General features: G+C 60.9%; 22 protein-coding genes, 2 pseudogenes and 1 riboswitch. Of the genes and pseudogenes, 9 read left to right on the top strand and 15 right to left on the bottom strand.

Annotated features, from left to right (window positions below; all coding sequences use genetic code 11):
• Positions 1-45 precede the first annotated feature (45 nt).
• The 6 genes and pseudogenes from gcvPA to gcvT form a co-directional block, all read right to left on the bottom strand.
• A pseudogene (gene gcvPA / locus AB6B39_RS06200) lies at positions 46-1,386 on the bottom strand (aminomethyl-transferring glycine dehydrogenase subunit GcvPA); the annotation flags it as partial.
• Positions 1,387-1,593 (bottom strand): hypothetical protein, encoded by a 207-nt coding sequence (locus AB6B39_RS06195; RefSeq protein ID WP_284369630.1) that lies wholly within the window; start codon positions 1,591-1,593, stop codon positions 1,387-1,389. It abuts the pseudogene before it with no gap.
• Positions 1,590-1,964 carry a hypothetical protein gene (locus AB6B39_RS06190; RefSeq protein ID WP_284369632.1) on the bottom strand — a complete coding sequence of 125 codons (375 nt, stop codon included), beginning with the start codon at positions 1,962-1,964 and terminating at the stop codon, positions 1,590-1,592. Before AB6B39_RS06190 ends, AB6B39_RS06195 begins: the two co-directional genes overlap by 4 nt.
• On the bottom strand, positions 1,964-2,089 hold the full coding sequence (locus tag AB6B39_RS06185; protein ID WP_284369634.1) for a hypothetical protein: 126 nt from the start codon (positions 2,087-2,089) through the stop codon (positions 1,964-1,966). The genes AB6B39_RS06190 and AB6B39_RS06185 overlap by 1 nt, the downstream gene beginning before the upstream one ends.
• 39 nt (positions 2,090-2,128) lie before the next feature.
• Positions 2,129-2,497 (bottom strand): glycine cleavage system protein GcvH, encoded by a 369-nt coding sequence (gcvH, locus tag AB6B39_RS06180; protein ID WP_284369636.1) that lies wholly within the window; start codon positions 2,495-2,497, stop codon positions 2,129-2,131.
• A gap of 2 nt (positions 2,498-2,499) precedes the next feature.
• Positions 2,500-3,648, bottom strand: coding sequence for a glycine cleavage system aminomethyltransferase GcvT (gene gcvT / locus AB6B39_RS06175; RefSeq protein WP_284369637.1), 1,149 nt, complete (start codon positions 3,646-3,648; stop codon positions 2,500-2,502).
• A gap of 131 nt (positions 3,649-3,779) precedes the next feature.
• A riboswitch (glycine riboswitch) is annotated at positions 3,780-3,887 on the bottom strand.
• A 244-nt stretch (positions 3,888-4,131) separates the two neighbouring features.
• Here gcvT and AB6B39_RS06170 point away from each other — a divergent pair.
• The gene (locus AB6B39_RS06170; RefSeq protein WP_284369639.1) at positions 4,132-5,508 is read left to right on the top strand and encodes an amidohydrolase; all 1,377 of its coding nucleotides are present in this window, start codon (positions 4,132-4,134) and stop codon (positions 5,506-5,508) included.
• 130 nt (positions 5,509-5,638) lie between these two features.
• Here AB6B39_RS06170 and argS read toward each other — a convergent pair.
• A pseudogene (argS, locus tag AB6B39_RS06165) lies at positions 5,639-7,415 on the bottom strand (arginine--tRNA ligase).
• Between the two features lies 1 nt (position 7,416).
• Complete coding sequence (locus AB6B39_RS06160) at positions 7,417-7,995, bottom strand: hypothetical protein (protein ID WP_284369643.1); 579 nt, start codon at positions 7,993-7,995, stop codon at positions 7,417-7,419.
• A 169-nt stretch (positions 7,996-8,164) separates the two neighbouring features.
• Here AB6B39_RS06160 and ispH point away from each other — a divergent pair, with 169 nt between their 5' ends.
• Genes ispH through AB6B39_RS06145 form a run of 3 tightly spaced genes read left to right on the top strand, consistent with a single transcriptional unit; the run spans position 8,165 to position 10,688 of the window.
• Positions 8,165-9,175: a 4-hydroxy-3-methylbut-2-enyl diphosphate reductase gene (gene ispH, locus AB6B39_RS06155; protein WP_284369645.1), complete on the top strand. Its 1,011-nt coding sequence runs from the start codon at positions 8,165-8,167 to the stop codon at positions 9,173-9,175.
• On the top strand, positions 9,172-9,708 hold the full coding sequence (rnhA, locus tag AB6B39_RS06150) for a ribonuclease HI (protein ID WP_284369647.1): 537 nt from the start codon (positions 9,172-9,174) through the stop codon (positions 9,706-9,708). Before ispH ends, rnhA begins: the two co-directional genes overlap by 4 nt.
• Complete coding sequence (locus tag AB6B39_RS06145) at positions 9,705-10,688, top strand: YncE family protein (protein ID WP_284369649.1); 984 nt, start codon at positions 9,705-9,707, stop codon at positions 10,686-10,688. Before rnhA ends, AB6B39_RS06145 begins: the two co-directional genes overlap by 4 nt.
• Positions 10,689-10,724: 36 nt before the next feature.
• Here AB6B39_RS06145 and AB6B39_RS06140 read toward each other — a convergent pair whose 3' ends face one another.
• Positions 10,725-11,684 (bottom strand): DUF3426 domain-containing protein, encoded by a 960-nt coding sequence (locus AB6B39_RS06140; RefSeq protein WP_284369651.1) that lies wholly within the window; start codon positions 11,682-11,684, stop codon positions 10,725-10,727.
• Positions 11,685-11,897: 213 nt separating this feature from the next.
• On the opposite strand from AB6B39_RS06140, the gene ftsE reads away from it, so the two are divergent.
• The 3 genes from ftsE to AB6B39_RS06125 are packed head-to-tail and all read left to right on the top strand — an operon-like array spanning position 11,898 to position 14,250.
• Positions 11,898-12,620 carry a cell division ATP-binding protein FtsE gene (gene ftsE / locus AB6B39_RS06135; protein ID WP_284369653.1) on the top strand — a complete coding sequence of 241 codons (723 nt, stop codon included), beginning with the start codon at positions 11,898-11,900 and terminating at the stop codon, positions 12,618-12,620.
• Positions 12,617-13,528, top strand: coding sequence for a cell division protein FtsX (locus tag AB6B39_RS06130; protein WP_284369655.1), 912 nt, complete (start codon positions 12,617-12,619; stop codon positions 13,526-13,528). Before ftsE ends, AB6B39_RS06130 begins: the two co-directional genes overlap by 4 nt.
• Positions 13,525-14,250 (top strand): YdcF family protein, encoded by a 726-nt coding sequence (locus AB6B39_RS06125; protein WP_284369657.1) that lies wholly within the window; start codon positions 13,525-13,527, stop codon positions 14,248-14,250. Before AB6B39_RS06130 ends, AB6B39_RS06125 begins: the two co-directional genes overlap by 4 nt.
• A 16-nt stretch (positions 14,251-14,266) precedes the next feature.
• Here the strand turns inward: AB6B39_RS06125 and AB6B39_RS06120 are convergent, their stop codons facing one another.
• The 6 genes from AB6B39_RS06120 to AB6B39_RS06095 form a co-directional block, all read right to left on the bottom strand.
• Positions 14,267-15,175 (bottom strand): prephenate/arogenate dehydrogenase family protein, encoded by a 909-nt coding sequence (locus AB6B39_RS06120; RefSeq protein ID WP_284369659.1) that lies wholly within the window; start codon positions 15,173-15,175, stop codon positions 14,267-14,269.
• 27 nt (positions 15,176-15,202) lie between these two features.
• On the bottom strand, positions 15,203-15,931 hold the full coding sequence (locus AB6B39_RS06115; protein WP_284369661.1) for a chorismate mutase: 729 nt from the start codon (positions 15,929-15,931) through the stop codon (positions 15,203-15,205).
• On the bottom strand, positions 15,928-16,665 hold the full coding sequence (locus AB6B39_RS06110; protein ID WP_284369663.1) for a class I SAM-dependent methyltransferase: 738 nt from the start codon (positions 16,663-16,665) through the stop codon (positions 15,928-15,930). The genes AB6B39_RS06115 and AB6B39_RS06110 overlap by 4 nt, the downstream gene beginning before the upstream one ends.
• 49 nt (positions 16,666-16,714) lie before the next feature.
• Positions 16,715-18,385, bottom strand: coding sequence for an EAL domain-containing protein (locus AB6B39_RS06105; RefSeq protein ID WP_371398718.1), 1,671 nt, complete (start codon positions 18,383-18,385; stop codon positions 16,715-16,717).
• Positions 18,386-18,394: 9 nt separating this feature from the next.
• On the bottom strand, positions 18,395-18,832 hold the full coding sequence (locus tag AB6B39_RS06100; RefSeq protein ID WP_284369666.1) for a hypothetical protein: 438 nt from the start codon (positions 18,830-18,832) through the stop codon (positions 18,395-18,397).
• Positions 18,833-18,914: 82 nt separating this feature from the next.
• On the bottom strand, positions 18,915-19,646 hold the full coding sequence (locus AB6B39_RS06095; protein WP_284369667.1) for a glycosyltransferase family 2 protein: 732 nt from the start codon (positions 19,644-19,646) through the stop codon (positions 18,915-18,917).
• Between the two features lie 108 nt (positions 19,647-19,754).
• Here AB6B39_RS06095 and AB6B39_RS06090 point away from each other — a divergent pair, with 108 nt between their 5' ends.
• A complete protein-coding gene (locus AB6B39_RS06090; protein WP_284369668.1) occupies positions 19,755-21,329 on the top strand; it encodes an ArnT family glycosyltransferase in 1,575 nt (524 codons plus the stop codon).
• Positions 21,330-21,430: 101 nt separating this feature from the next.
• A complete protein-coding gene (locus AB6B39_RS06085) occupies positions 21,431-22,909 on the top strand; it encodes a hypothetical protein (RefSeq protein WP_284369669.1) in 1,479 nt (492 codons plus the stop codon).
• Position 22,910 lies beyond the last annotated feature (1 nt).

Here is a 22,910-nt window from a genome sequence, read left to right as displayed (position 1 = left end):
TATAACGCCATCAATCCAGCTGAGGTGGTTGACACTCTTGATATCTAGTATGCCACGCACCGCAGCGACTAGCGCTTCAAAATCTTCCGGGATATTTGTCTCAGTCGCAGCGACGATCAATAGGTGCTTGTCACCGTCAGGTTGAATGCGCGTAAGCGGAACCCCACCTAAGATGTCTTTCTTTGCAAGTTGATCGACTACATCTTTCGCAGGCATTTTCAGCCGTAAGGTAAATTCGTTGAAGAAAGTGTCGTTGACGAGTTCCACCCCGTCTATGCCTTCCAGCCGGTCGGCCAGATCGCACGCCGCTTCGTGGTTCAGCGCGGCCAGCCGCGTGATCCCGGCTTCGCCGAGCAGCGTCATGTGAATGGTAAAGGCCAGCGCGCAGAGGCCCGAGTTCGTACAGATGTTGGACGTCGCCTTTTCGCGGCGGATATGCTGCTCCCGCGTCGATAGCGTCAGCACGAAGCCGCGCTCGCCGTTCGCATCGACCGTTTCGCCGCAGACCCGGCCCGGCATTTGCCGCACCAGTTTCGACGTGCAGGCGAACAGGCCGACGTGAGGCCCGCCGAAGTTCAGGCCGACGCCGAGCCCCTGCCCTTCGCCAACCACGATGTCCGCGCCCTGCTCGCCCGGCGGCGTGATGGCCGCCAGCGCGACGGGCTCAGTAAAGACGGCGATGAGGAGCGCGCCGGCTTCGTGCGCAGCATCGGCGATGGGTTGCAGGTCGATGATTTCGCCGAACACGTTGGGCGACTGGACGACGACGCAGGCCGTGTCCTTGTCGATGTGATCGACCACATGATCGTCGCGGCCCGGGCGGCAATCGCGCTCGTTGATCTCAATGCCGAGCGTCGATGCCAGCGTCTGCGTCGCAGCGGCGTAATGCGGATGCAGGCCCGGCGCGAGGACGGCCTTCGCCTTGCGGCCCCGCGCGACCCGGTGCGCCATCACGACGGCTTCGGCGCAGGCGGTCGAGCCATCATACATGGAGGCATTGGCTACATCCATGCCGGTCAGCGCGGCGACCTGACTCTGAAATTCGAACAGGCTCATCAGCGTACCTTGCGACACTTCCGGCTGGTAGGGCGTATAGGCGGTCAGGAATTCGGAGCGCTGGATCAGGTGATCGACTGTCGCCGGAATATGATGGCGATAGGCGCCAGCGCCGCAGAAAAACGGCACGGAGCCGGCGGAGACGGATTTGGCGGACAGCTTGCCCATATGGCGCTCGATCGCCTGTTCCGACTGATGTTTCGGCAAGTCGACAAGGTCCGAAAGGCGCGCACTCTTGGGCACATCTTCGAACAGTGCATCGACGCTGTCGACACCGATGACATCCAGCATCTGCGCCCGGTCGGCATCGGTCAGGGGAAGGTAGCGCATCTATTTATCTTTCGAAGAATCATCAGGCGGATTGACGGGCAGCCGCCGGAATAGGAACAGAACGGTCAGGCCGGTAATGGCGCCGATTGCCGCAGAGGCGAGCAGGTCGAGCCAGGTGGGTTGCAGCTCCACGCGCCCTGCGGCGACCGGGGCGGCGATAATAGCCGCGACCAGCGCGACAATGCGCAGAGTCCTGTTCGTGTTCATGCAGCCGCTTTCCAGAGCAGGCCCGCCGCGACGGCGGCAATGATCAGCCCGATCACATCGGCGATGACGATGGACCGCAGCGCGCCGCCTGTTTCGCCGCGTATCATCGCGATCACGATGAACCCGCCCATGGAGATTACGGCACCGATCAGGACGGGCCAGCGCACAGCCGCGTTGAACGCGGCATAGATCAGCGCTGCAGCCAGAATACCGAACAGCAGCGCGCGGTGCTGCAGCAAGGTCGTAAGTACGGCATCCCCCGCCTCGAACCCATAAAGCTGCGACAGGCGCGCAGGCATCAGAACGGCCATGGTCGGGAGGACATGAATCAGCGCGAGCGCGCCGAAGAGATAGGGGAGCAGCTTGGTCATCACACCTCATCCTCGCGTTCGTCACGCTTGCGCAGGATGATGACGGCGGCCGCCGCCAGAAAGCCGAAAAACAAGGAATCGAACACGATCCAGACGAAGCCACCGACGATAAGGCCAAGCGGCACGGCGGACTCCCTGATCGTATTCCGTGGCTCAGACACTGATCACAGACCTTCGCAATAATCCTTGTACGCGGCTTCATCCATCAGCGCGTCGAGGTCGCTCGCATCAGAAATCGACATCTTGATGAACCAGCCCTCGCCCATGGGCGCGGCGTTGACCGTTTCCGGTGCCCCTTCCAGGGCCCCGTTGATCGCGGTGACTTCGCCCGCCACAGGCGCATAGACTTCCGAGGCCGCCTTGACGCTCTCGACGACGGCGATTTCGCCGTTCGCGTCGATTTCATCGCCGACCTGTGGCAGTTCGACAAACACCACATCGCCCAGTTGTTTCTGCGCATAATCGGAAATGCCGACCGTGGCCGTATCACCCTCGACCCTGATCCACTCATGGTCCTTGCTGAATTTGAGCATGTTTATTCCCCTCTGAAATAGTTGTTCGGAACGAATGGCAGTTTGACGATCTTCGCCGGATTGGCCTTTCCCCGGATCATCAGATTGACGGTCGTACCCGCCTTATTGTGCGGGATATCGACATAACCCATCGCAACAGGTCCGCCGACGCTGGGGCCGAAGCCGCCGGACGTGACTTCGCCGATCGACTTGCCGTTCATGTCCTGGATTTCCGTATGCGCGCGGGCTGGGGCACGGCCTTCGGGCTTGAGGCCGACCAGACGACGCGTCTTGACCGCCAGATCCTGCGCGATCCGCGCTGCACCCTTATAGCCTTCGCCCGTGCGCCGATGCTTCTGCACCGACCAGATCAGGCCCGCTTCGATGGGCGAGGTCGTCGTGTCGATATCGTTGCCATAGAGGCATAGTCCGGCTTCCAGGCGCAGACTGTCACGCGCGCCGAGGCCGATCGGCTCGACACCGTCCTGGCTCAGCAGATGGCCGACCAGCCGTTTCATATCGTCATGCTTGGCACTGATTTCGACGCCGTCTTCGCCCGTATAGCCGGAGCGCGAAATATGCGCGTAGAGCGGGCCGTCTTCGAGCTGCAGTTCAAACTCGCCATGCGTCATGAAGACCAGCTTCGTGATGTCGGGGTTGAGACGGCTTATGATCTCGACCGCCATTGGACCCTGTAGCGCGACCAGCGACAGCATGTCGTCCTTGATGCTGAGCGAAACGCCGTCCGGCAGATGCGCCTCCAGATGCGCGAAGTCGGACGTCTTGCAGCCCGCATTGACGACCAGATAGAGCATGTGATCGTGACCGGCCATATCGATCCGGCTGACCATCAGGTCATCGAGAATGCCGCCTTCATCGTTCAGCAATTGCGTATAGCGCTGCTGTCCAGGTTCCATGTCCGCGATTGCAGCTGGCACAAGCGTTTCCAGCGCCTGCGCCGCCGTCTCGAAAGTTCCGTCCTCGGCGGCGATGAAACACTGGCCCATGTGCCCGACATCGAACAGTCCTGCCGCCGCGCGTGTGTGCAAATGCTCTTTCAACACGCCCATCGGATATTGAACCGGCATGGCATAGCCCGCAAAAGGCACCATCTTCGCGCCCAGATCGACATGCAGGTCGTGCAGCGCCGTTTGTTTCAGATCGTCCGCCATAGTCGAGCACCCAGTCGCGGGGAAAACCCGCACCGTGCCACCTGCTGTCTCATCGGGCCTGAGAGATTTACTCCGTCGGCGGGGTCCTCACACCACCCAAATCAATGGGCAGACCCTCTTTCCAGCAATTTGACCGACCCGTGGTCCTGGGTGCCTGAGCGTTTCCGGCGGCGGTTGCGCCTTCGGCGGTGAGGGCCCTAAATCAAGGTTAGGCCCCCACTCTCTCCCACGGGCTGGAAGATGGCCGCGAAATGCGCGCGAATCGCGCCGGAGTCAATCGGCGAGGATGTGGATGATGCGGCAGGCAAGGTCCCAACTTGCTGATGTATTGGCGGGGCACGGCATCGCGAAACAACGCATAGACTGTGCAAGCGCTTTTGGGGGCAGAATTTGCGAGGATGCGGTTTCTATGACCTTATGCTTGATCTGCGTTGCTTGCACATCGTTGAAATTTGGGTCAAGTCAGCAAAAAGGGGACTTCAAATGAAAAAATTTCTGATGCTGACAGCGGCCTCACTCCTGTCTGTCATGTCTTCGCCTGTTCTGGCGAATGACCTGACGGCAAGTGTGTCCGAAGATTATTCCTATGTCTTCGACCTCTACAAACATTTCCATGAAAACCCGGAACTCTCCCTGATGGAAAAAGAGACGTCGGCGCGATACGCTCAAGAGCTACGATCACTCGGCTTCAATGTCACAGAGAATGTTGGCAATGACTGGGTGCGGGAGAAAGTCAAAAAGGACGTCGGTGAAGTACTCCCAGGTGTGGGAGGCTATGGCGTCGTGGCCGTAATGAAAAATGGCGACGGACCGACCGTCATGCTTCGTGCCGACATCGACGCGCTACCTCTGCTTGAAAAGACGGGCCTTCCTTACCAATCCACTGCGGTCGGCCTGGACCATAAGGGCAATGAAGCCCCGATCATGCACGCGTGTGCCCATGATAGTCACATGGCGATCATGATAGGCGCGGCCCGTCAGCTGGTTGATCTGAAAGATGAATGGTCTGGCACCCTCGTCATTATCGGACAACCCGCAGAGGAATTAGGTCTGGGTGCGATCGCCATGCTCGAAGATGGCCTTTATAGAGACTATCCGAAGCCTGATTACGTGCTCGCGACACATACATCTGGCTGGGATGCCGCCGGCACAATTGCCTATACATCCGGCTATGCGCTCGCGAATGTCGATAGCGTCGATATCACGATCAAGGGTATCGGTGCCCATGGCTCTGCCCCGCACATGGGTAAGGACCCGGTTGTTATCGGATCTCAGATCATCAATGCCTTGCAGACCCTCATGTCCCGCGAGGTCAATCCGCTCGAATCCGGTGTCGTGACAGTCGGCTCATTTCAAGCCGGTTACAAGCACAACATCATTCCGGATGAAGCGAAGCTGTTGATCACGGTCCGGTCTTATGATGATGGTGTGCGCAAGACTTTGCTGGATGGTATCAAACGGATCGCGAACGCTCAGGCGCTGTCTGCTGGCTTACCGGAAGAGCTGATGCCTGAGGTTAAGATAGAGAGCGACTACACGCCTTCGACCTTTAATGATCCCGGCATGACGGACCGTGTCATGAAAGCCATTGGCGCGTCTATTGGGAATGATAAAGTCGTTGCGCGGCCTCCGAGCATGGGCGGAGAGGATTTTTCCCAATTCCACCGCTATGACCGCAGCATTCCGACATTTATTTTCTGGACCGGCGGTGTGGACGCCAAGATGATGGCGATGTCTGAGAAAACGGGCTCGCTACCACCCGCTAATCACTCGCCATTCTTTGCCCCTCAACCAGAGCCGGCACTGAAGCTTGGCGTGCAGTCTATGACCGCTGGTGCGTTGGAACTCTTCACAGAGTAATTTCGCGATTACCGCGTGCCAGTGTGTGACTGTGAGTGGCCTTTTCCGGACGGTTCGGGGTAAAAAAAGTCTTTTGCCGCGCGGGCGCACGCCTCGCATTCAATATAATACCCCGGATCATATTGAACGCTTACATCCGCTCGGGCACTTCCAGCCCGATGATCTCCAGTCCGTGTTCCAACTGTTCCAGCGTCGCTTTGGCGAGTGACAGGCGGGAGGCGCGAACGTCGTCGGGCGTGTCGTCGGCCAGAATCGGGCAGTTGGTGTAAAAGCGCGAAAAAGCCTGCGCGAGGCTGTAGACATGGTCGCAGAGAATATGCGGCGCGCGTTTTTCAGCCGCCAGCGCGATGGCTTTGGGATAGGCATCGAGAGCCAGAACCAGCGTCGCTTCGGCCTCGTTCTCCGGTATGATCGAGCCGAACGCTTCGCCCATATCCTCGGCCTTACGCAGGATCGATTTGATGCGCACCGCCGCATAGAGCAGATAGGGCCCGGTCTTGCCTTCGAACGCTGTGAAGCGATCCGGATCGAACACATAATTGGTCAGACGGGCATTTTGCAGATCGGCGAACTTCAGCGCGGCCAGACCGACGAGTTCGGGCGATCTCGCCGCGTTCTTCGGCGTCGAAATCAGCTCCGATGCCCGACTCGGCCAGACGTTTTTCCGCTGCAGACTGCATCATTTCCATCAGATCTTCGAGCCGCAGCACACCGCCGTCGCGAGTCCGGAAGGGCTTTCCGTCCTTGCCGTTCATCGTGCCGAAGCCGAGATGTTCGAGCTGATCCAGACGGAACCACTCCGCCAGCGCTGCCGCGCGGAAAACCTGTTCGAAATGCAAGGCCTGGCGCTGATCCACGACGTAGAGGACCAGATCCGGGTCGATTTCGGCCTTGCGGTCCACCAGCGTAGCCAGATCCGTCGTGTGATAAAGCACGGCCCCGGTACTGGCGAGCAGCATGACGGGCGGAACATCCTTCTTATCGTCATCGCGCTCCACACGGATGATCAGCGCACCGCCATCTTCTTCGGTCAGTCCCTTTTCACGCAGGTCTTCGACCATGTCGGGGATCAGCGGATCGACGCAGGCTTCACCGTTCCAGAGGTCGAATTCGACACCCAGCCGGCCATAGCCTTCCTTTAGTGCGGCGATCGACACGGCGATGAAATGATCCAGCAGCGCCCGGTAGCCCCGACGTCCAGACTGCAATTCCGCCGTTGCGACCCGCGATCGCTCCATCCGCGCTTCATCGGCCTTGGCGGCGTTCGATGCCTGCGGGTAGAGCCGGGCCAGATCGTCCATCGTCACAGGCGGCACATCCGGATAGGAACCGTCATAATCGACGTCGAAATAGACAAGACTTGGCTGTTCGATCTCCAGCTCGCTGATCAGATGGCCCATTTGCAGGCCCCAGTCACCGAGATGGGCATCGCCAATGACCGTGTGGCCGCGCGCACGCATCAGCCGTTTGATCGCCTCCCCGATGACGGCACTGCGCAAATGACCGACATGCATGGGCTTGGCCACATTGGCGCCGCCATAATCGATCACGATCGTCAGTTCCGCACCTGCTTCGATCCCGCGCGCTGGATTCTCCGCGATCAGCTGCGCCGTTTCAGCCAAGGCCGCTTGCGACGGGACGATATTGAGAAAGCCCGGTCCTGCGATCTCGAGCGATGCGACCAGCGGGTGGTCCTTGAGACGTTCCGAAACCTGCGTTGCGACCTCGCGCGGGTTGAGCTTTTCGCCGCGTTTTTTCGCCGCGCCTGCCGCCGCCATGGCGCCATTGCACTGATAAGGAGCATCGCCCTTGCTGCTGTCGACAACGGAGCCGAAAGCCGCATCGTGACCGAGCGCCGCAAACGCCTCGCCGAAAGCCGCCGAGAGGCGCGATTGCAGGGACATCAGGCTAGCCTTGGCCGGCATTGACGCGGAAACGTCGACCTTCATTATTGAAGGCACGCTGTTCCGGCGTCACCTCGAAACCGACGATGATCTCGAAATTCTCACCGGATGTCGTGTCCGAGACGCGCGAAATGCTGAAATCCTCGACCGTTTTAGTTACACGGATCCGGTCCGATCCCTCCGGGAAGGTCACGCGTAAGGGAAAGGTCTGCTTGTCGATCACGGCAATATTCTTGCGCGTGACGGCGACCCAATACTGATAGACCGCATCGCGCTGGCCATCCGTGGCCGGGCCGCGACCCAGATCGAACGTTATCGTCACGTCACCTGTAATCGGATTGTCGCCGACATAACGGCAGAGCGACGTCACCTTGCTGATTTCACCCGTAAAGCCGACATTGTCGTAGCGCTGCCCCTCGCCGCGAAATTCGACGATGCGCGCTGCGTCATACAGGGCGAATGCGCGTGGACAGGGGCCGACATTTCGCTCGCCCGCTTCACCAATCTCGAAGACTTCCGCTGTCGAGCGGCAACCTGAGACAGCCAGCGCGCCGATGACTGCAAATATCAGAAGTTTTTTCATGGAAAGCCAATTGTCGTCATAGGAGCGCCCGGATTGCCTCGACATCAGGTGAAGCCTTGGCAGGATCGCGGCGCGTCTGTTAGGGCGCTGCTTAACCGCCGATGGTTAGCCGCGCAACATCCGCGAACCGTGATCTTGCCAAGGTGACAGAGCTTTAAGACAGGTGCCCATGACGACCACCCCTGATTTCGCGTCCTCGCAAGCAACAGCGTCCGCCCAGAGCCGTCCCTCCAAGACCGTTCTGCTGGCCAGTCCGCGCGGGTTTTGCGCTGGCGTCGACCGGGCGATCCAGATTGTCGAGGAAAGCCTGAAGAAATATGGAAAGCCGGTCTATGTTCGGCACGAAATCGTGCACAACCGCCATGTGGTCAGCCGCCTGGAATCGCTGGGCGCCGTTTTCGTCGACGAACTTGACGAATGCCCGGACGATCGACCCGTCATCTTCTCCGCTCATGGCGTTCCGAAATCCGTACCCGCCGCCGCCGCCGCCAGAGCGATGAACTTCCTCGATGCGACCTGCCCGCTTGTCTCCAAGGTCCATGTCGAGGCCGAGCGTCACCACGCCAATGGCAAGCATATTCTGCTGATCGGCCATAAGGGCCATCCGGAAGTAATCGGCACAATGGGCCAGCTTCAGGCAGGCGAAATCACACTGATCGAAACCGAGGCGGATGCGCGGGATTATCCGCCGCAGGACCCTGACAATCTGGCACTCGTTACCCAGACAACCCTGTCCGTCGACGATACGTCCCATCTGATCGACATTCTGCGCGAACGTTTCCCGACGCTCGCCTTGCCTTACAAGGAAGACATTTGCTACGCGACGACGAACCGCCAGGCTGCTGTCAAGACGATCGCCGCGCAGTGCGATCTGATGCTGGTGATCGGATCTCAGACGTCCTCCAATTCCAAACGACTGGTTGAAGTCGGCGAAAAAGCTGGCGCTGACGCCGCCTACCTGATCAGTGCTTCAGATGCGATCGACTGGGACAGAGTTGCGCAGGCCGACACAATCGGCCTGTCTGCCGGCGCGTCAGCGCCGGAATATCTGGTCGATGGCGTCTTGGCGGCGCTGCGATCGCGCTATGATGTCGAGGTCAAGGAGATCCAGGTAACGAAGGAAGAAGTTGTCTTCCGCTTGCCGCGACAACTTCTTCCGCCGAAAAAGCCGGCCGCATGAGCGACTGCGAAAGCCTGGAAAGCGCCTTGGTCATCTACACGGATGGGGCCTGTTCGGGAAACCCCGGTCCCGGAGGCTGGGGTGTGGTCATGTTTCACGGCAAGCGCCAGAAGGAACTGAACGGCGGCGAAGGACTGACGACCAATAACCGGATGGAAATGCAGGCCGTGATCGAGGCGCTGCGCGCAATCAAGCCCAGCTATTCCGGCAAAACGGTCCTGTTTTCTGATTCGACCTATGTGCTCAAAGGGCTGCAGGAGTGGTTGCCCGGCTGGAAAAAACGGGGCTGGAAGACCGCCGCGAAAAAGCCCGTCAAGAATGCCGATCTCTGGCAGGAACTGGACGGGCTGGCCAATGCACGGGAAATCGACTGGCGCTGGGTCAAGGGCCATTCAGGCGATTTCGGCAATGAACGCGCGGACGAACTGGCCCGTGACGGCATTCCAGGACGCAAGACCCCAACCAAAACAAAGGCAAAGGCAAAAACGACAGCGAAACCGAAGACTGCCAAAGCCCGGAAAGGCAAGACATGAAAACGATCTGGATCGCCGCCATCGCTCTGCTCACGGCTTGCAGCTCCGCTGCGACCAGCGCCGATACACCGCCGATCTATGACGGCCCGATGCTGATCGTCGGCAATAAAGGCGAAGACACGGTCAGTTTCATCAATCTGGACGACGGAACCGAGCTGGCACGGCGCGACACGAGCGCCGATGCACCCCATGAGATTGCCCTTTCGCCCGATCTGAGCCGCGCCGCCGTCGTCAATTATGGCGACAGGCTTATCGATATTTTCGACCTTGAAACGCTCACCATCATCGACACGATCGATCTGGGCGACAATAGCCGTCCGCATGGCATCAAATGGTTGGCCGATGGTCGCATCATCGCCACGACCGAAGGCGGCCAAAGCCTTGTCGACATATCGCGCAGCGGCGAGGTTGTCGGCATTCGCACCGATGAAGACGGCACCCATATGGTCGCCGTTTCACCGGATGGATCGCGCGCATATACCGCCAATCTCGGCGCGGGGACGATCAGCCTGATCGATCTGGATGCGGACCGCCTGATCCGCACCGTACCAGCAGGCGCGGGCACGGAAGGCATCGACCTGACCCCGGATGGTGGCGAGCTCTGGGTCAGTAATCGCAGCGCCGACAGCGTGATCGTCTATGACGCCGCCAATCTGGACGAATTAGCCCGGCTGGATGTTGGCGGCTTTCCGCTGCGTCTCGTCATCTCGCCCGATGGTCGCGATGCCGTTACGTCCAACCTGACGGATGGCTCGCTCTCCGTCATCGATGTTGCCAGCCGGACGCTGACCCGCACCATACCGGTCAGTGGCAATGCGGCTGCGCAGCAAGTGACGATCCTGTTCTCTGCCGATGGCTCCCGGCTCTATGTCGCGGAAACCGGAACCGACACGGTCGCCGAAGTGGAGTTCGATACCGGCACCGTCCTGCGCCGCATCCCCGTCGGCCGCCAAGGCGACGGATTGGCGATCCGGGATTAGAACGTCGGCCGCAGCCTGGACGCCTAGCAACAGGGTTCAGGCCGCCCGCCCCTCATTCATCAGCCGATACCGGACGCCGACGGCCCCGCTAGGCGGATCGGTGTAGTTCGTCGAAATCGGAATCTGACCCTTCGGTGCAATTTGCGTCTGGGACGGTTCGACATACCATTGTGCCAGAGACTGACCGAGATCGTCATGCAGGGTCAGCTCGATCAGCGGCACAGGCAGAGTCTTGCTGGTCAGATTGTATAGGACGCTATCAATGCGAATGACGGCCACCCCGTCCTCTTCCAGAATAGTCGCGGATGGCGGATCCAGCTTCAGACCGCCGACACGCACTTCCTCACCCAAGGCCTGATACAGCGTCGCCATTTGCGGAATGCGGTTCACGATCGCCTGTCGCTGCGTCCAGGCGATAATGGCGGCAAGCAACACAATGATCAACGGTACGAGCCAGATGATGAGAATGGTCCGTCTGCGCTTGGCAAGCTTGGCCTGATCGGCGCGGTCGCGCATCATCACATCGGCACCGAGCGCATCCGGCAGTGGCGCGACGCTGGCTTGCGACTCATCCGTGATGGAAGAGGGACCAGCGCTGGCGGCAGGGTTCACAGTGCCCGCAGATGCTGCAACCTGACCCGAGCCGTCCGACGTCACGGCCACAGGGACGGATCCAAAGCCGCCAATGGCGCCGCGCGAGTCAGCGTCCGACCCCGCAGGCAGAGAGTTGGCGGACTGGGATCGCTCATGACGAGGGCTCATGGACTGACCAGCCTCACCACCCATTGTATCGTCTTGTTCATTGTCCGCATGGGCCAGAGCCTGCGGGTCTATTGGCGTGTCCGTCACCGCATCGGCCACCATGTCGGGTGAAGGCTGGAACCAGACCTCTTCGCAGCGCGCACAGCGCACCGTCCGGCCATTGGGTCCAATACTTTCAACATCGGCCTTGTAGCGCGTGGCACAGGCCGGACATGTCAGAACGATTTCGCTCATCGGCCCATCACCCCGTCCCCCGCTATTTCTTCTTTCGTCCCTTTTGCCATGCTGGCCATTGAGACTCACCCCAGATTTACGCTAGCTTAGCTGTTATTCGACCACACTGCAGGGATTGTCCAGCAACCGTTCCAACAGTAGGCAGAAAAGCCCCCAATCCCAGACAGCAATCCCCATGCCTCCTTATCGAACACCTCTTCAAAAGACGACCGCATGACGCTGGCTCCGCCGCATCCGGAACCGAGCCTCGTGCTGGAACGGGTCGGGCTGCGCTATGGTCGGGGGCCAGAAGTGCTGAGCGATATCGATCTCTCACTGCCACGCGGCAGCTTCACCTTCCTGACAGGCCCATCAGGAGCCGGGAAATCCAGCCTGCTCAAGCTCTGCTATCTCGAACTCAAACCCTCGCGCGGTCTGATCCGTTTGTTCGGTGAGGATGTGGACGCGCTAAAGTCCTCGAAAGTGCAGGCTTTACGACGTCGGATCGGCGTCGTGTTGCAGGATTTTCGCCTGATCGACCATCTCTCCGTGTTTGAGAATGTCGCCTTGCCGCTTCGGGTCGCGGGCGAAAGCCGGAACAGTTATGCCTCCGATGTCATCGAATTGCTCAACTGGGTTGGACTCGGCCACCGCATGGGCGCGCTGCCTCCGACCCTGTCCGGCGGAGAAAAGCAGCGATGCGCCATTGCCCGGGCCGTTATCGCCAAACCCGATTTGCTGATTGCCGACGAACCGACCGGCAATGTCGATCCCGAAATCGGTGCCCGACTGCTGCGTCTGTTTTCGGAAATGAACCGAATGGGTGCGACGGTTCTGATCGCGACCCATGATGTCGGTCTGATCGATCACGTCAGCGCGCGCACTTTGCGCCTCGACGCCGGTCGGCTTAACGCCGCGCAAGTGTCGCCGCCGACGCGGCCCGGACGCGCGGCATGAACACCGAACCCGCCCTTCATAGCGTACCTGTCAGCCCGGCTTCGCAGCCGCTGCTACCGCCGCGACCGGAACGCGGGCGCTCGCTTCTTTTTGTGCTGGTCGTGATGGCGTTTCTCGCCGCGCTGGCCTTGCTGTTCTCACGCGGGGCCGACCGGCTATCCGATCGCTGGACGGCGCAGTTGTCGCAGAGTTCCACCGTACAGATCATGATCAGTGCCGAAAGCCGGCGTGACGCCGAGATCGATGCGACGCGAGCGATCCTGCGCGAGACCTTGCCGCGAGCCCGTCTGTCGACCCTGTCGCGCAGCGAAGCCGCCGCTCTCATCGAGCCCTGGCTGGGTGATGGCGATCTGCCCGACGATCTGCCCATACCCGGCGTGATCGAAATCGAATCCGAGAGCCGCTTGCCCGTAGAAAGCCTGCAGTCGCAATTCGATGCAGGCGGCATCATGGCCATTATCGACGATCATTCCCGCTTCTCCGGGCAATTGCACAGAACCGTGGGACGGTTGGTTCTGCTGGGCGCGGCGCTGGTTCTTCTGATCGGCTTTGCAGCCATGGCCGTGAATGTTTTCGCGACCCGCTCCAATCTCGCCGCTCAGCGCGACATCATCCATGTGCTGGTCCAGGCGGGTGCATCCGACAGTTTCGTCGCCCGGCTGTTCGTTGGCCAGGCGGCGCGGCGCGGGCTCGTCGGCGCGGGCATCGGCATGGTTCTGGCGTTTCTGATCTGGGCTGTCGTGTCCATGGGTCCCGGTCAGGGTTCGGTCGGTTGGCAGGCTGTCACGGACGGGGTCTATGACGGGGCCATACTGGCGGCGCTGGCCTTTCTGTTCGGGGCGATCTGTGCGGGGGCAGCCGGATGGGCGGCCTTGCGCCAACTCGCCTATGAAAGGCGGCGCGCGTGACAGGACAACGCCGTAGACATCCTGAAACGGAAGCCGAATTGCGACGTTCGGGCGGTGGACCGCGGCGTCTGTTTGTCTTTCTGACGGCCTTGCTGTTTGGCGGCCTGACCGGCGGCTTTCTCGCGTTTGCCCACTATGTCGACGGCATTACCGTCCCGGTCGATCTTCCGGCTGCCGATGGAGTTGTAGTCTGGACCGGTCCGGGAGGGGGACGACTGGAACGAGCCGGAGCGTTGATCGAATACGGGCGCGGCGAACGTCTGCTCGTCTCCGGGGTCAATCGCAGCCTGACGTTAGACTCGGTCGCGCGCCTGTCCGGCGTCACGGCAGACACGGCCGAGTGCTGCGTCGATATCGATTATGCCGCGCTCGATACGCGCGGGAATGCGCGCGAGACGGTCGCCTGGGCGCAAGCTCTGGGGTATGACCATATCATTCTGGTGACGTCCGCCTATCACATGCCGCGCGCGCTGGTGGAACTCAGCCACGCCATGGGCGGTCTGCATGTCACGCCCGTCGCCGTTCAGCCGACCGATACGGCGGACTGGTGGACCGATCTGCCACGCTTTCGCAGGCTGGCGGGTGAATATGCCAAATATCTTCTCAGCCTGGCGCGAGGTCGTCCCGTCAATGAGGCAGGCCGCGCGCCGGTTCTCAAAGACCCGCTACCGGACGCGGAGATAAGTTCGGACCCTGTCACGCCCAATCAGAACGCCGAATAAGGCGAGCACTCGCGGGTTAATCGTCGCGACCGAAATTCGGCTCATCCTGACCGCTTTCGACGATGCGGCGCCGGATATCGCGCGTCTTGGCGAAATGATCGAGCAGCGTATCACCATCAGACCAGCGGATCGCCCGTTTCAGGGCCGTCAGATCTTCGATGAACCGGTCCACCACATCCAGCGTGGCTTCGCGGTTAGACAGAAAGACATCCCGCCACATGACAGGATCGGACGCGGCAATACGGGTAAAGTCTCGAAAGCCGCCAGCCGAGAACTTGACCACTTCGTCGCCCGTCACCGTTTCCATATCGACCGCAGTCCCGACCAGCGTATAGGCGATCAGGTGTGGGACATGACTTGTGGTCGCCAGAACTGTATCATGACGGGTCGGGTCCATCACCGCCACGGAGGAGCCCAGAGCTTCCCAGAACGCGCTCAGCCGCCGCAGCGCCGGATCGTCAGGATCGATCGGCGTCAGTACGCACCAGCGATTATCGAATAATTCCGTAAAGCCCGCTTCCGGTCCGGAAAATTCTGTCCCAGCAATGGGATGACCCGGAATGAAGGAGACATCATCGCGCAAGGCGGGCCGGACGGCATCGATCACAGCGCCCTTGATCGACCCGACATCGGACAGGACTGCGCCCGGCTTCATGAGTGGCAGGAGATCTGCGGCAACTTCGGCGATGCGCGCGGGCGGCACACAGAGCATGACCAGATCGGCTTGCGAGGCGAAGTGATGGGCCGGACCTTCCGCCGTACCTTCAGCCAGACCCAGCTGCTCGACCGTTTCGATGACTGTGGCGGACCGGTCGGACATCCAGATTGTCGAAACGCCAGCCCGCGCTCTGGCGGCCCGGGCGATGGAACTGCCGATCAGGCCTGATCCCACGATCAGAAGGGAGTCGAATGGCGTATCAGACATGGATTGTAAGCCTTGGCAAAGCAGCCATCAGACAGAGACGGGCGGTGGCAGGTAGCCGATCACGTCGCGCGCATCCACATCTTCCGTTGCGGCAATTTCGTAGAGCGACAGATCGCCCGATTCGGCACGAACCAGCCCCGGCATGACGTCCCGGCTTGCACACAAGATCCGTCCGTCACCATCAAAGGAACCGATGTCGAGATCGATGGCCGCAATCGCGACGGCGCGCGGCCAGTCGCCAGCTTCGATCCGTGGCAGCGGCGCCACGATTTTCAATTCCGGCATCGCGCCCCCTGCCGCCAGCGCCGTCCACCAGTTATTCATGCCGCCCGGCGCGGGCAGCACCGCAATGCCCTCATCCTCACCGTAACAGGCGGCCAGTGCGTTCGAGCTGGTCGGGTAGGACAGGACCGGCAGACTGCCGCCGAACCGGTCCCGGATCAGCGATAGATTGGCGCGGGCGTCCCCTTCCAGCGCGACGTGAATCCGGCTCGAACCCTGTACGGAAATCGACGCGCTCATCAATTCGGCCCAGATCCGCGACACCAGCGCAGGCGGCGTGCCCGTATGCGTCGCCCGTTCGGCCAGATGCGCGACATGACCGTCTTCGCGCGAGGGTCGCCACAGTTTGGCACCGGCCTTGGCCCGACGTACATCGGCAGACAGAGCCAGCCGTTCCGCGATCAAATCGAGCATGGCCTTGTCGACCCGGTCGATTTCCTGCCGGACACGATCCAAATCGGGATTGGCACTCATTTGCGACGCTCCACTGAAGGCTGGGCCGACGACCCGAAGAGCGGAGCGCGGACCTTGGCGGTCTCGATCCGGTCCGGTTCGACATAGAGCCGTTTGATCGCTTCGACCATCACCAGTCCGCAAAAACCCGGCCAGACCGTTTCACCGAAGCGCTCGAACCCATAGGCAAGCTTCGGGCCTGACAAACGAGTGATCGGCGGGCCGTAAAGCGCCCCCGCCCCGACCGTCGGATGAAAGCCGGCCTTGAGCAAGCGTGCGCGCAGCTGCGTCCGCGAAAAGGATCGGCCCGATCCGAAAGGCAGCGTATCGGCGCGCGCCCACAGGCCCGACCGTCCAGACGCGATCACGACGATTCGGCCTTCCGGCTGGGTGACGCGCCACAGCTCCCGCAGGAGCCCGGGCAGGTCATCAGCTTCTTCCAGCGCATGTACGCACAGGACGCGGTCGAACGCCGCGTCTGAAAAAGGCAGCAGGCTTTCATCGGAAACACAACTCATCACACCCCGTGAGGAGCGGTGGGCAATCGCCCCCTGCTCTGCCGGATTGGCCAGAACGATACGGTTGGCACTGCGGCGATAAGCTTCGAGATAGGGGGCTGTATAGCCAAATCCGAGCGCGTTGCAGCCTGCCAGATCCGGCCACAAGGTCACAAGCCGACGCATCGCCATGCTGCGCGCCATCCGGCCCAGCGGCGCGGCATAGAAACTTTCCAGTCTGTCGGCACTTTCGCGCATATGACCCGCCTAGCACGGGCCGGGTCGCCGCGTCATGAGTCTCCGCAAATCAGGTTTCGACAGTTTTCTTGGCGTCGGGGCTCAGCCGGGGCCAGGACGGGGCGGGAACAGGGCGACCGTAATAATAGCCTTGCAGATAATCGACGCCGATCCGCGCCAGCACGATGGCATCGGCATGATCTTCGACCATTTCCGCCACGGTCTGAACCGAAAATGTTGCGGCCAGATCGACCATCATGCGGATGAAGGCCTGCTTGTTCTCGTCGGTCGCCACGCCCGCGACGAGGCTACCATCGATCTTGATGCTGTCGGCTTCGACGGCCAGCAGGTTGCGGAAAGACGTGTGGCCGGACCCAAAATCATCCACGGCAAAGGCACAGCCGAGCGCCCGCACCGCCGCGGCAAAACTGGATGCCAGCGCCGGATCGTCAAGCGCCAGCGTTTCGGTCATCTCGATCGTGATCCGCGCTGCGTCCGAGCCCAGCGCCGTCAGGGAGGCGATATAGGCCGCCGATGCCGCTTCGTCCGCAATTGTTCCAGCGGACACGTTCAGCGCCAGACGCACATCGCCGTCATCCTTCAGAAATGGCAAGGCCAGATCGAGCGCGCGACGGTCCAACTGTGTCACCTGTCCGGACTGCTCGGCAGCCAGAATGACCTTATAGGCGCTTTCGATGCGGCCATCGGGCAGCCGCAGCCGCAGCAGGCATTCATAATGGTGGAGCGCCCCTGTCTTGGCATGAACGATGGGCTGAAACGCTAGGGTAATACGGTCATCGCGGAGTAGCTGATCAATATCGATGGGCTGCGACTGCGGGGTGCGCGAACCATAATCAAGATCGTCCTCGAGTACGGCCCGTGTGGCATCGAGTGCATCTCTGAGCGCGCCGAGCCGTACGCTCGCGATGTCGATGTCAAGCGGCAAGGCCCCCATCGCCGTATGAACGGGCTGACCGCCCAGCAAAATTTCGAGTGATGTCGCCAAATCTTCCAGATCCCCCGTCAGGGACCCTATTGCAAAGTCCGCGCCACCCAGTCGGAAGGCCATATCGGGAGCCAGAGATGCAGCCCGCAGACGGTGCCCGACTTCGCCCAGCAGCTGATCGCCTATCTCCTCACCATAAGTATCGACATATCGTCGCCAGTTACCGATCCGCACGCGCAGCAGATAGGCTGGAACGCCGGTCCGGATGCTCAGCGCGGATAGCTGCACTGCCGCAGCGTCCAGACAGGACCGGTTTGGCAATCGCGTCAAAGGATCGTGCCGCGCGCGCCAGGCGATGGCAGCGTTGCGACTGGCTTCGCCCGTCCGGTCCAGCAGCACGCCGCGTATCAGTGTCGCGCGCCCGTCCGCGCAGGCCATGGCTTCGGCAATTTCACGAAAATGACGGTGTTCGCCCATTCCGTCGCGGACCACATAATCGAGTTTGTAGCGTGCACCGACAAAGGTCAGGCGCGACAGGGCGGCGCGCCGGGCTCTCACATCATCGGGGCCCAGTCGGGCTTCCCAGTCGCTGGCCGCCGTCGAGAACATATCCGGCATCTCGACAAGATTATGGGCGAGCGCGTCCCGGTTCGCCGGATCGAGATGACCATCTTCTCCCATCTCGAATGCGAACGCCCCGGCCAGCATCAGCGCATCGGACAGCAGAGCCGGTTCGCTCAAGGGGGAGCGGGTCTTTCTGGCAATGGCCGCGGGTGGAATGTGGTGGACATCCATGAGCGTCGTCTAGTCGGCATAGGCCGCATCGACCCCGAAGTCGCGGCGGGCAGACGCAATCGTCACCATGAAGCCGGCCAGTACGTCTAGCAGGGTCATGACACCGATGATGAAAAATACGCTCGTCGCAAAGGCAGGCATCAGCAGGAACTGAACCAGGCAGAGAATGAACAGGATCAGGGAAAAGGCGTGGTTCATCACCGCGGCGCGTCCCGTTCCCGTCGACTTGATCAGTTCGAAGAACAGGCAGACCAGAGCCAGCACGGTCAGCGCATGTCCCGGCGTGATCGACCAGTTGACGCCGCTTGCCATGGCAACGGACATGAAATCCGTATCGAGACGTTCACGCATGGCGTCGATCGAGCTCAACGCCTGTCCGGACAGAGCCATCAGATTATAGATGATAACCGGCACGGTCATCAGGGGGAAGATAGACAGAGCGCGCATGGCGGCCCTCGCAAGCGTGGTTAACCGGAGGTTATCGTGCGCCTGTCAGGGTTAAGGTCGGGTTAAGTCAGGCCGTAGCGACTTAAAGCTCGTCATAGCCGCCAGATTGGCGCGACCGGCTGATCAGCCAGCGCACACCGCGCAGATCGGCAATGCTGACCTTGAGGCGTCCGAAATTCGTATACTTGCTCTCGCCCTCGCCGCGTTCGCGGTGACCGACATCGACATATTCGCAGCGATAGCCCTCGCGTAGCATCAGGGCCGGCAGGTAGCGGTGGATGTGATCGAAATAGGGCAGTTCCAGAAACGCCTGACGCCGAAATACTTTCAGGCCACAGCCCGTATCATCCGCTTCGTCATGCAGAAGGCGTTTGCGCACGCCGTTGCCGATGCGCGATCCGAGCCGCTTCGCCGCCGTGTCCTTGCGTTTGGCGCGCCGTCCGCCAACCATGGCCAATGTGTCCGGTGCGTCGTCGCGCATCAGCTGCCGGTAAAGCGCCGGGATATCGGCAGGCACATTCTGGCCGTCGGAGTCCAGCGTTGCGATGATCGGCGCGCGGGCAGCGATGATGGCGGTGCGCAGCGCCCGGCTCTGCCCGGCATTCTTGCGGTGCGCCAGAACGCGCAGCTGCGGGAAATCCGATTTCAGTGCGATCAGCCTGTCGCGCGTATCATCCGTCGATCCGTCGTCGGTCACGACGATTTCATGCGGAACATCCGACAAGGCCGCATCGATCTCCGTGATCAGCGGGCCCAGATTACCGGATTCATTATAGGCCGGCAGAACGACCGCGATGTCAGGCTCTGAACGCATGACGCTGCCTTTGACAGGATGACGGCACAGCGACAAGTGAGCAGTGTGCAAGCTTTGTTACAGCGTGACAGACTTGCTCTCCGCGTCACTGCGCGCCAAGGCGAAACTGTGACTGCTTCGCCTTCCAGCCATTCCAGACGGCGCGACATGCTGCTGCTGGGTCTGATTGCCCTGCTAGCCTATCTGCCGGGCCTGGCGTCCCTGCCCCCGATCGACCGCGACGAAGCCCGCTACACGCAGGCCACGGTACAGATGGTCGAGACGGGCGACCTGATCGACATCCGGTTTCAGGAGGATGCGCGTCACAAGAAGCCCGCCGGGGCCTATTGGGCGCAGCTTGCCAGCCTGACCCTGACCGGACAGATCGATGATGTACAACGCGGCGAACGCGCCATCTGGGCGCACCGTCTGCCGAGCGTTCTGGGCGCGCTGATCGCGGTCTGGGCGACCTATTTGGGTGGGCTTGCCCTGTTCGGCCGCCGCGAAGCGTTATGGGGCGCAGGGCTTTTGGCCCTGTCCGTATCGCTGGTTTTCGAAGCCCATATCGCCAAGACCGACGCCATGCTGGCTGGGGCCTGCGCGGTCGTGCTCTACGGTCTGGCGGCGCGTAAGGCTTGGCCAGTCTGGATGGGCATTGCGGCAGGACTGCTGCTGAAAGGTCCGCTGATCCTGGCGATTGCCGCATTGGGACTGATCGGATCGGCCCTCTGGGACCGCTCATGGGACCGAGTCCGCGCAACCATGAAACCCATGCCGATCATCGTGGCCTTGCTGATTGCACTGCCCTGGTTCGTGGCGATTGGGATCAGGACCGACGGCGCCTTTTTCGCCGAAGCGCTGGGCCGCGACTTTGGCGGCAAAATCGCCGGCGCGCAGGAAAGCCATGGCGGCGCGCCCGGTTATTATCTGCTGACAAGCCTGGTTATGTTCTGGCCCGGCATTCTGGCCGTGCCGGTCGCGATCCTGTTTGCATGGCGAAACCGGACTGATCGCGGCGTCAGATTGCTGCTCGCCTGGATCATCCCGATGTGGATCGGGCTGGAACTCGTCCCGACAAAATTGCCGCATTATACGCTGCCACTCTATCCGGCGCTGGCTTTGCTGGCTGGTGCGGGCTGGGTCAGATTGGTCGATGCGGGTTGGCTGCGCCTGTCAGGTCTGGTCCTGATGGGCGTCGTCGGCGTCCTGCTGGCCGCCCTCGTCGCGGCAACACATTGGGACAGTCTGTCGGTTACCGCAGTCGTGCTCTGCGCCGTCATCCTGTCCGCACTCGTCATGTTGTCCGCGCTCTGGTTTGCGAGGCAGGACGTCTGGCGCGGGCTGATCGCCGGCGGTTTATTCCTTGCAACGGGTTTCGGTCTGGTGCTTGCAAACAGCCCGCTGCTCGACTTGACGCCACGTCTTGTGGCGCAAATCCCGGCCCAGTCATCCGTCGTCTCACCGGACTACCGCGAACCGTCACTGGTCTTTCTTGCGGGCACGCAGACGCGGCTGACGCGAGAGGCCCGCCCCGGCGATACACTGATCCTGTCATCCGAAACGACGCCCCCGGCCTGTGCCGAGCCGGTCGTGTCTGTGGCAGGCAGCCATTACGCCAAGGGTCGCGAGGTCGAACTGCTCATTCACCGGACCGCGGCATGCCGCCAATCAGATCTGGACGCGTGGGCACGTTCAGATGCTTGATGCCTGCAAAAACAGCCTTGCCACGCTGTTTCCTTATGCCAGAGAGAATGGGCTGATACCGCGTCAGGGGACGGTCTCAGCAATTGAGGGGGGTAAAGATAGTGAGACCAGACGGATATTTTCCGGCTCACCTCTGGCGCGCTTCAATCCTAATCTGTCTTCTCGCCTGTTTACTGCTGGCCGCCTTTGCGACACCGACCAGCGCGCAGGATAAGGATCGCTACTCCACGCAGGGCGTCACCATGGAGCGGACGCCCGACGGCGTCTTCAAGGGCGGCATCGCTCTGGAATTGTGGAATTATCCCATTCACGAGACATTCGAACGCATCGAGCTGGGTTTGAAGTGGACTGGTCTGATGGGTCAGGCAGTCGAGTCCTACACCCTGCTGTGGACCAGCCCCGGTTTATATTATCTCGACAACGGAGAAACGCTGCGACGCGACGCTCTGGCCGGTCATCCCGATCTCCTGAAACGGTTTGATGATATCAAGCCGATCGATCTGGTCCTCAGCATGAAAGTCGACGTCTTTCCGGATGATGAAGGACAATTGAGGCAGCCGAACCATTATGGTCAGTTCAATGGGAAGGCGACGGGGGCCAGCGGGACAAAATATGTCCGCTACACACCGCATCTGCAAATCCTGCCTGCCGGACGTCGCAGTAGCAACTTTATCCCGTCCAGCCCGCGTCGCTATCGGGAATTCATCGACTGGGGCAGCATCTACACAGGCGAAGACGCCGATAACAGAGCGCAGAACACGATGAGAGGGGCCAAGACGATCATGCTATCGGATCTGACGATCGAAAAGGTCGAATGGCCCGAGGCGACGATCCAGATGATTCATGACGAACTGGAACGACGCAACGAAACCGACGAGGCTGACGAGGTTGACGACCAGCCATCTGACAATTTCGAAGCCAACGCACCGGACCAAGCTGAGGCCAGCTCTGAAAATGCGGCATCAAACGGCATCTGGGACTCAGAAGATAATGCGGCAGCACCGCAATCCGGAACGTCGGACGCCAATGGCGCCTCGGGGGACAGGGACGTTAAGGTGGCGCGGGCCGGTGTCTGGGACTCCGAGCCTGTCAAAGCTGTCGCAAGCGCAGAACCGTCTGGTGGCGGGATATGGGATTCCGGCGGGGTGGCCGATTTTGAAATCCATAAACGCGGCTACAATGACGTTGGCGTCATCAACAGCCTGGGCGACATTCTGATCCCTTACGGACCGTGGGAGATAAAAAGCTACGAGGACGGCATGGCCCACGTCGTCAAATCGGTCGCTGCCGACGGAAATGTTCCGGATTGCGAAGGGACCGCATTCAGGAGCTATTCCATCGATGTGACGATGGAAGAAGTGGGCTTTGTCGATTCGACTGGCGGCTGGGTTCTACCACCGACCAAAACGGCCACTGTCAAATATAGTAGCAGCGCCAAATTGGTGATCCGGTCATGCCCGCCTGAAGGCTGTCGCGACCGGAATGACGGTGCGCGCGAACGGCGCCTGATGGAAGCCTGCGGTGCCAAGGCATCCAGCTATTCCTCCCGCCTCCAAAGTCGCGGATACGATGTCAATTAGG

Origin of the sequence: Algimonas porphyrae, from assembly GCF_041429795.1 — a bacterium.
In the GTDB taxonomy this organism is placed as follows: domain Bacteria; phylum Pseudomonadota; class Alphaproteobacteria; order Caulobacterales; family Maricaulaceae; genus Litorimonas; species Litorimonas porphyrae.
This window is presented reverse-complemented; position numbering and strand designations above follow the sequence as displayed.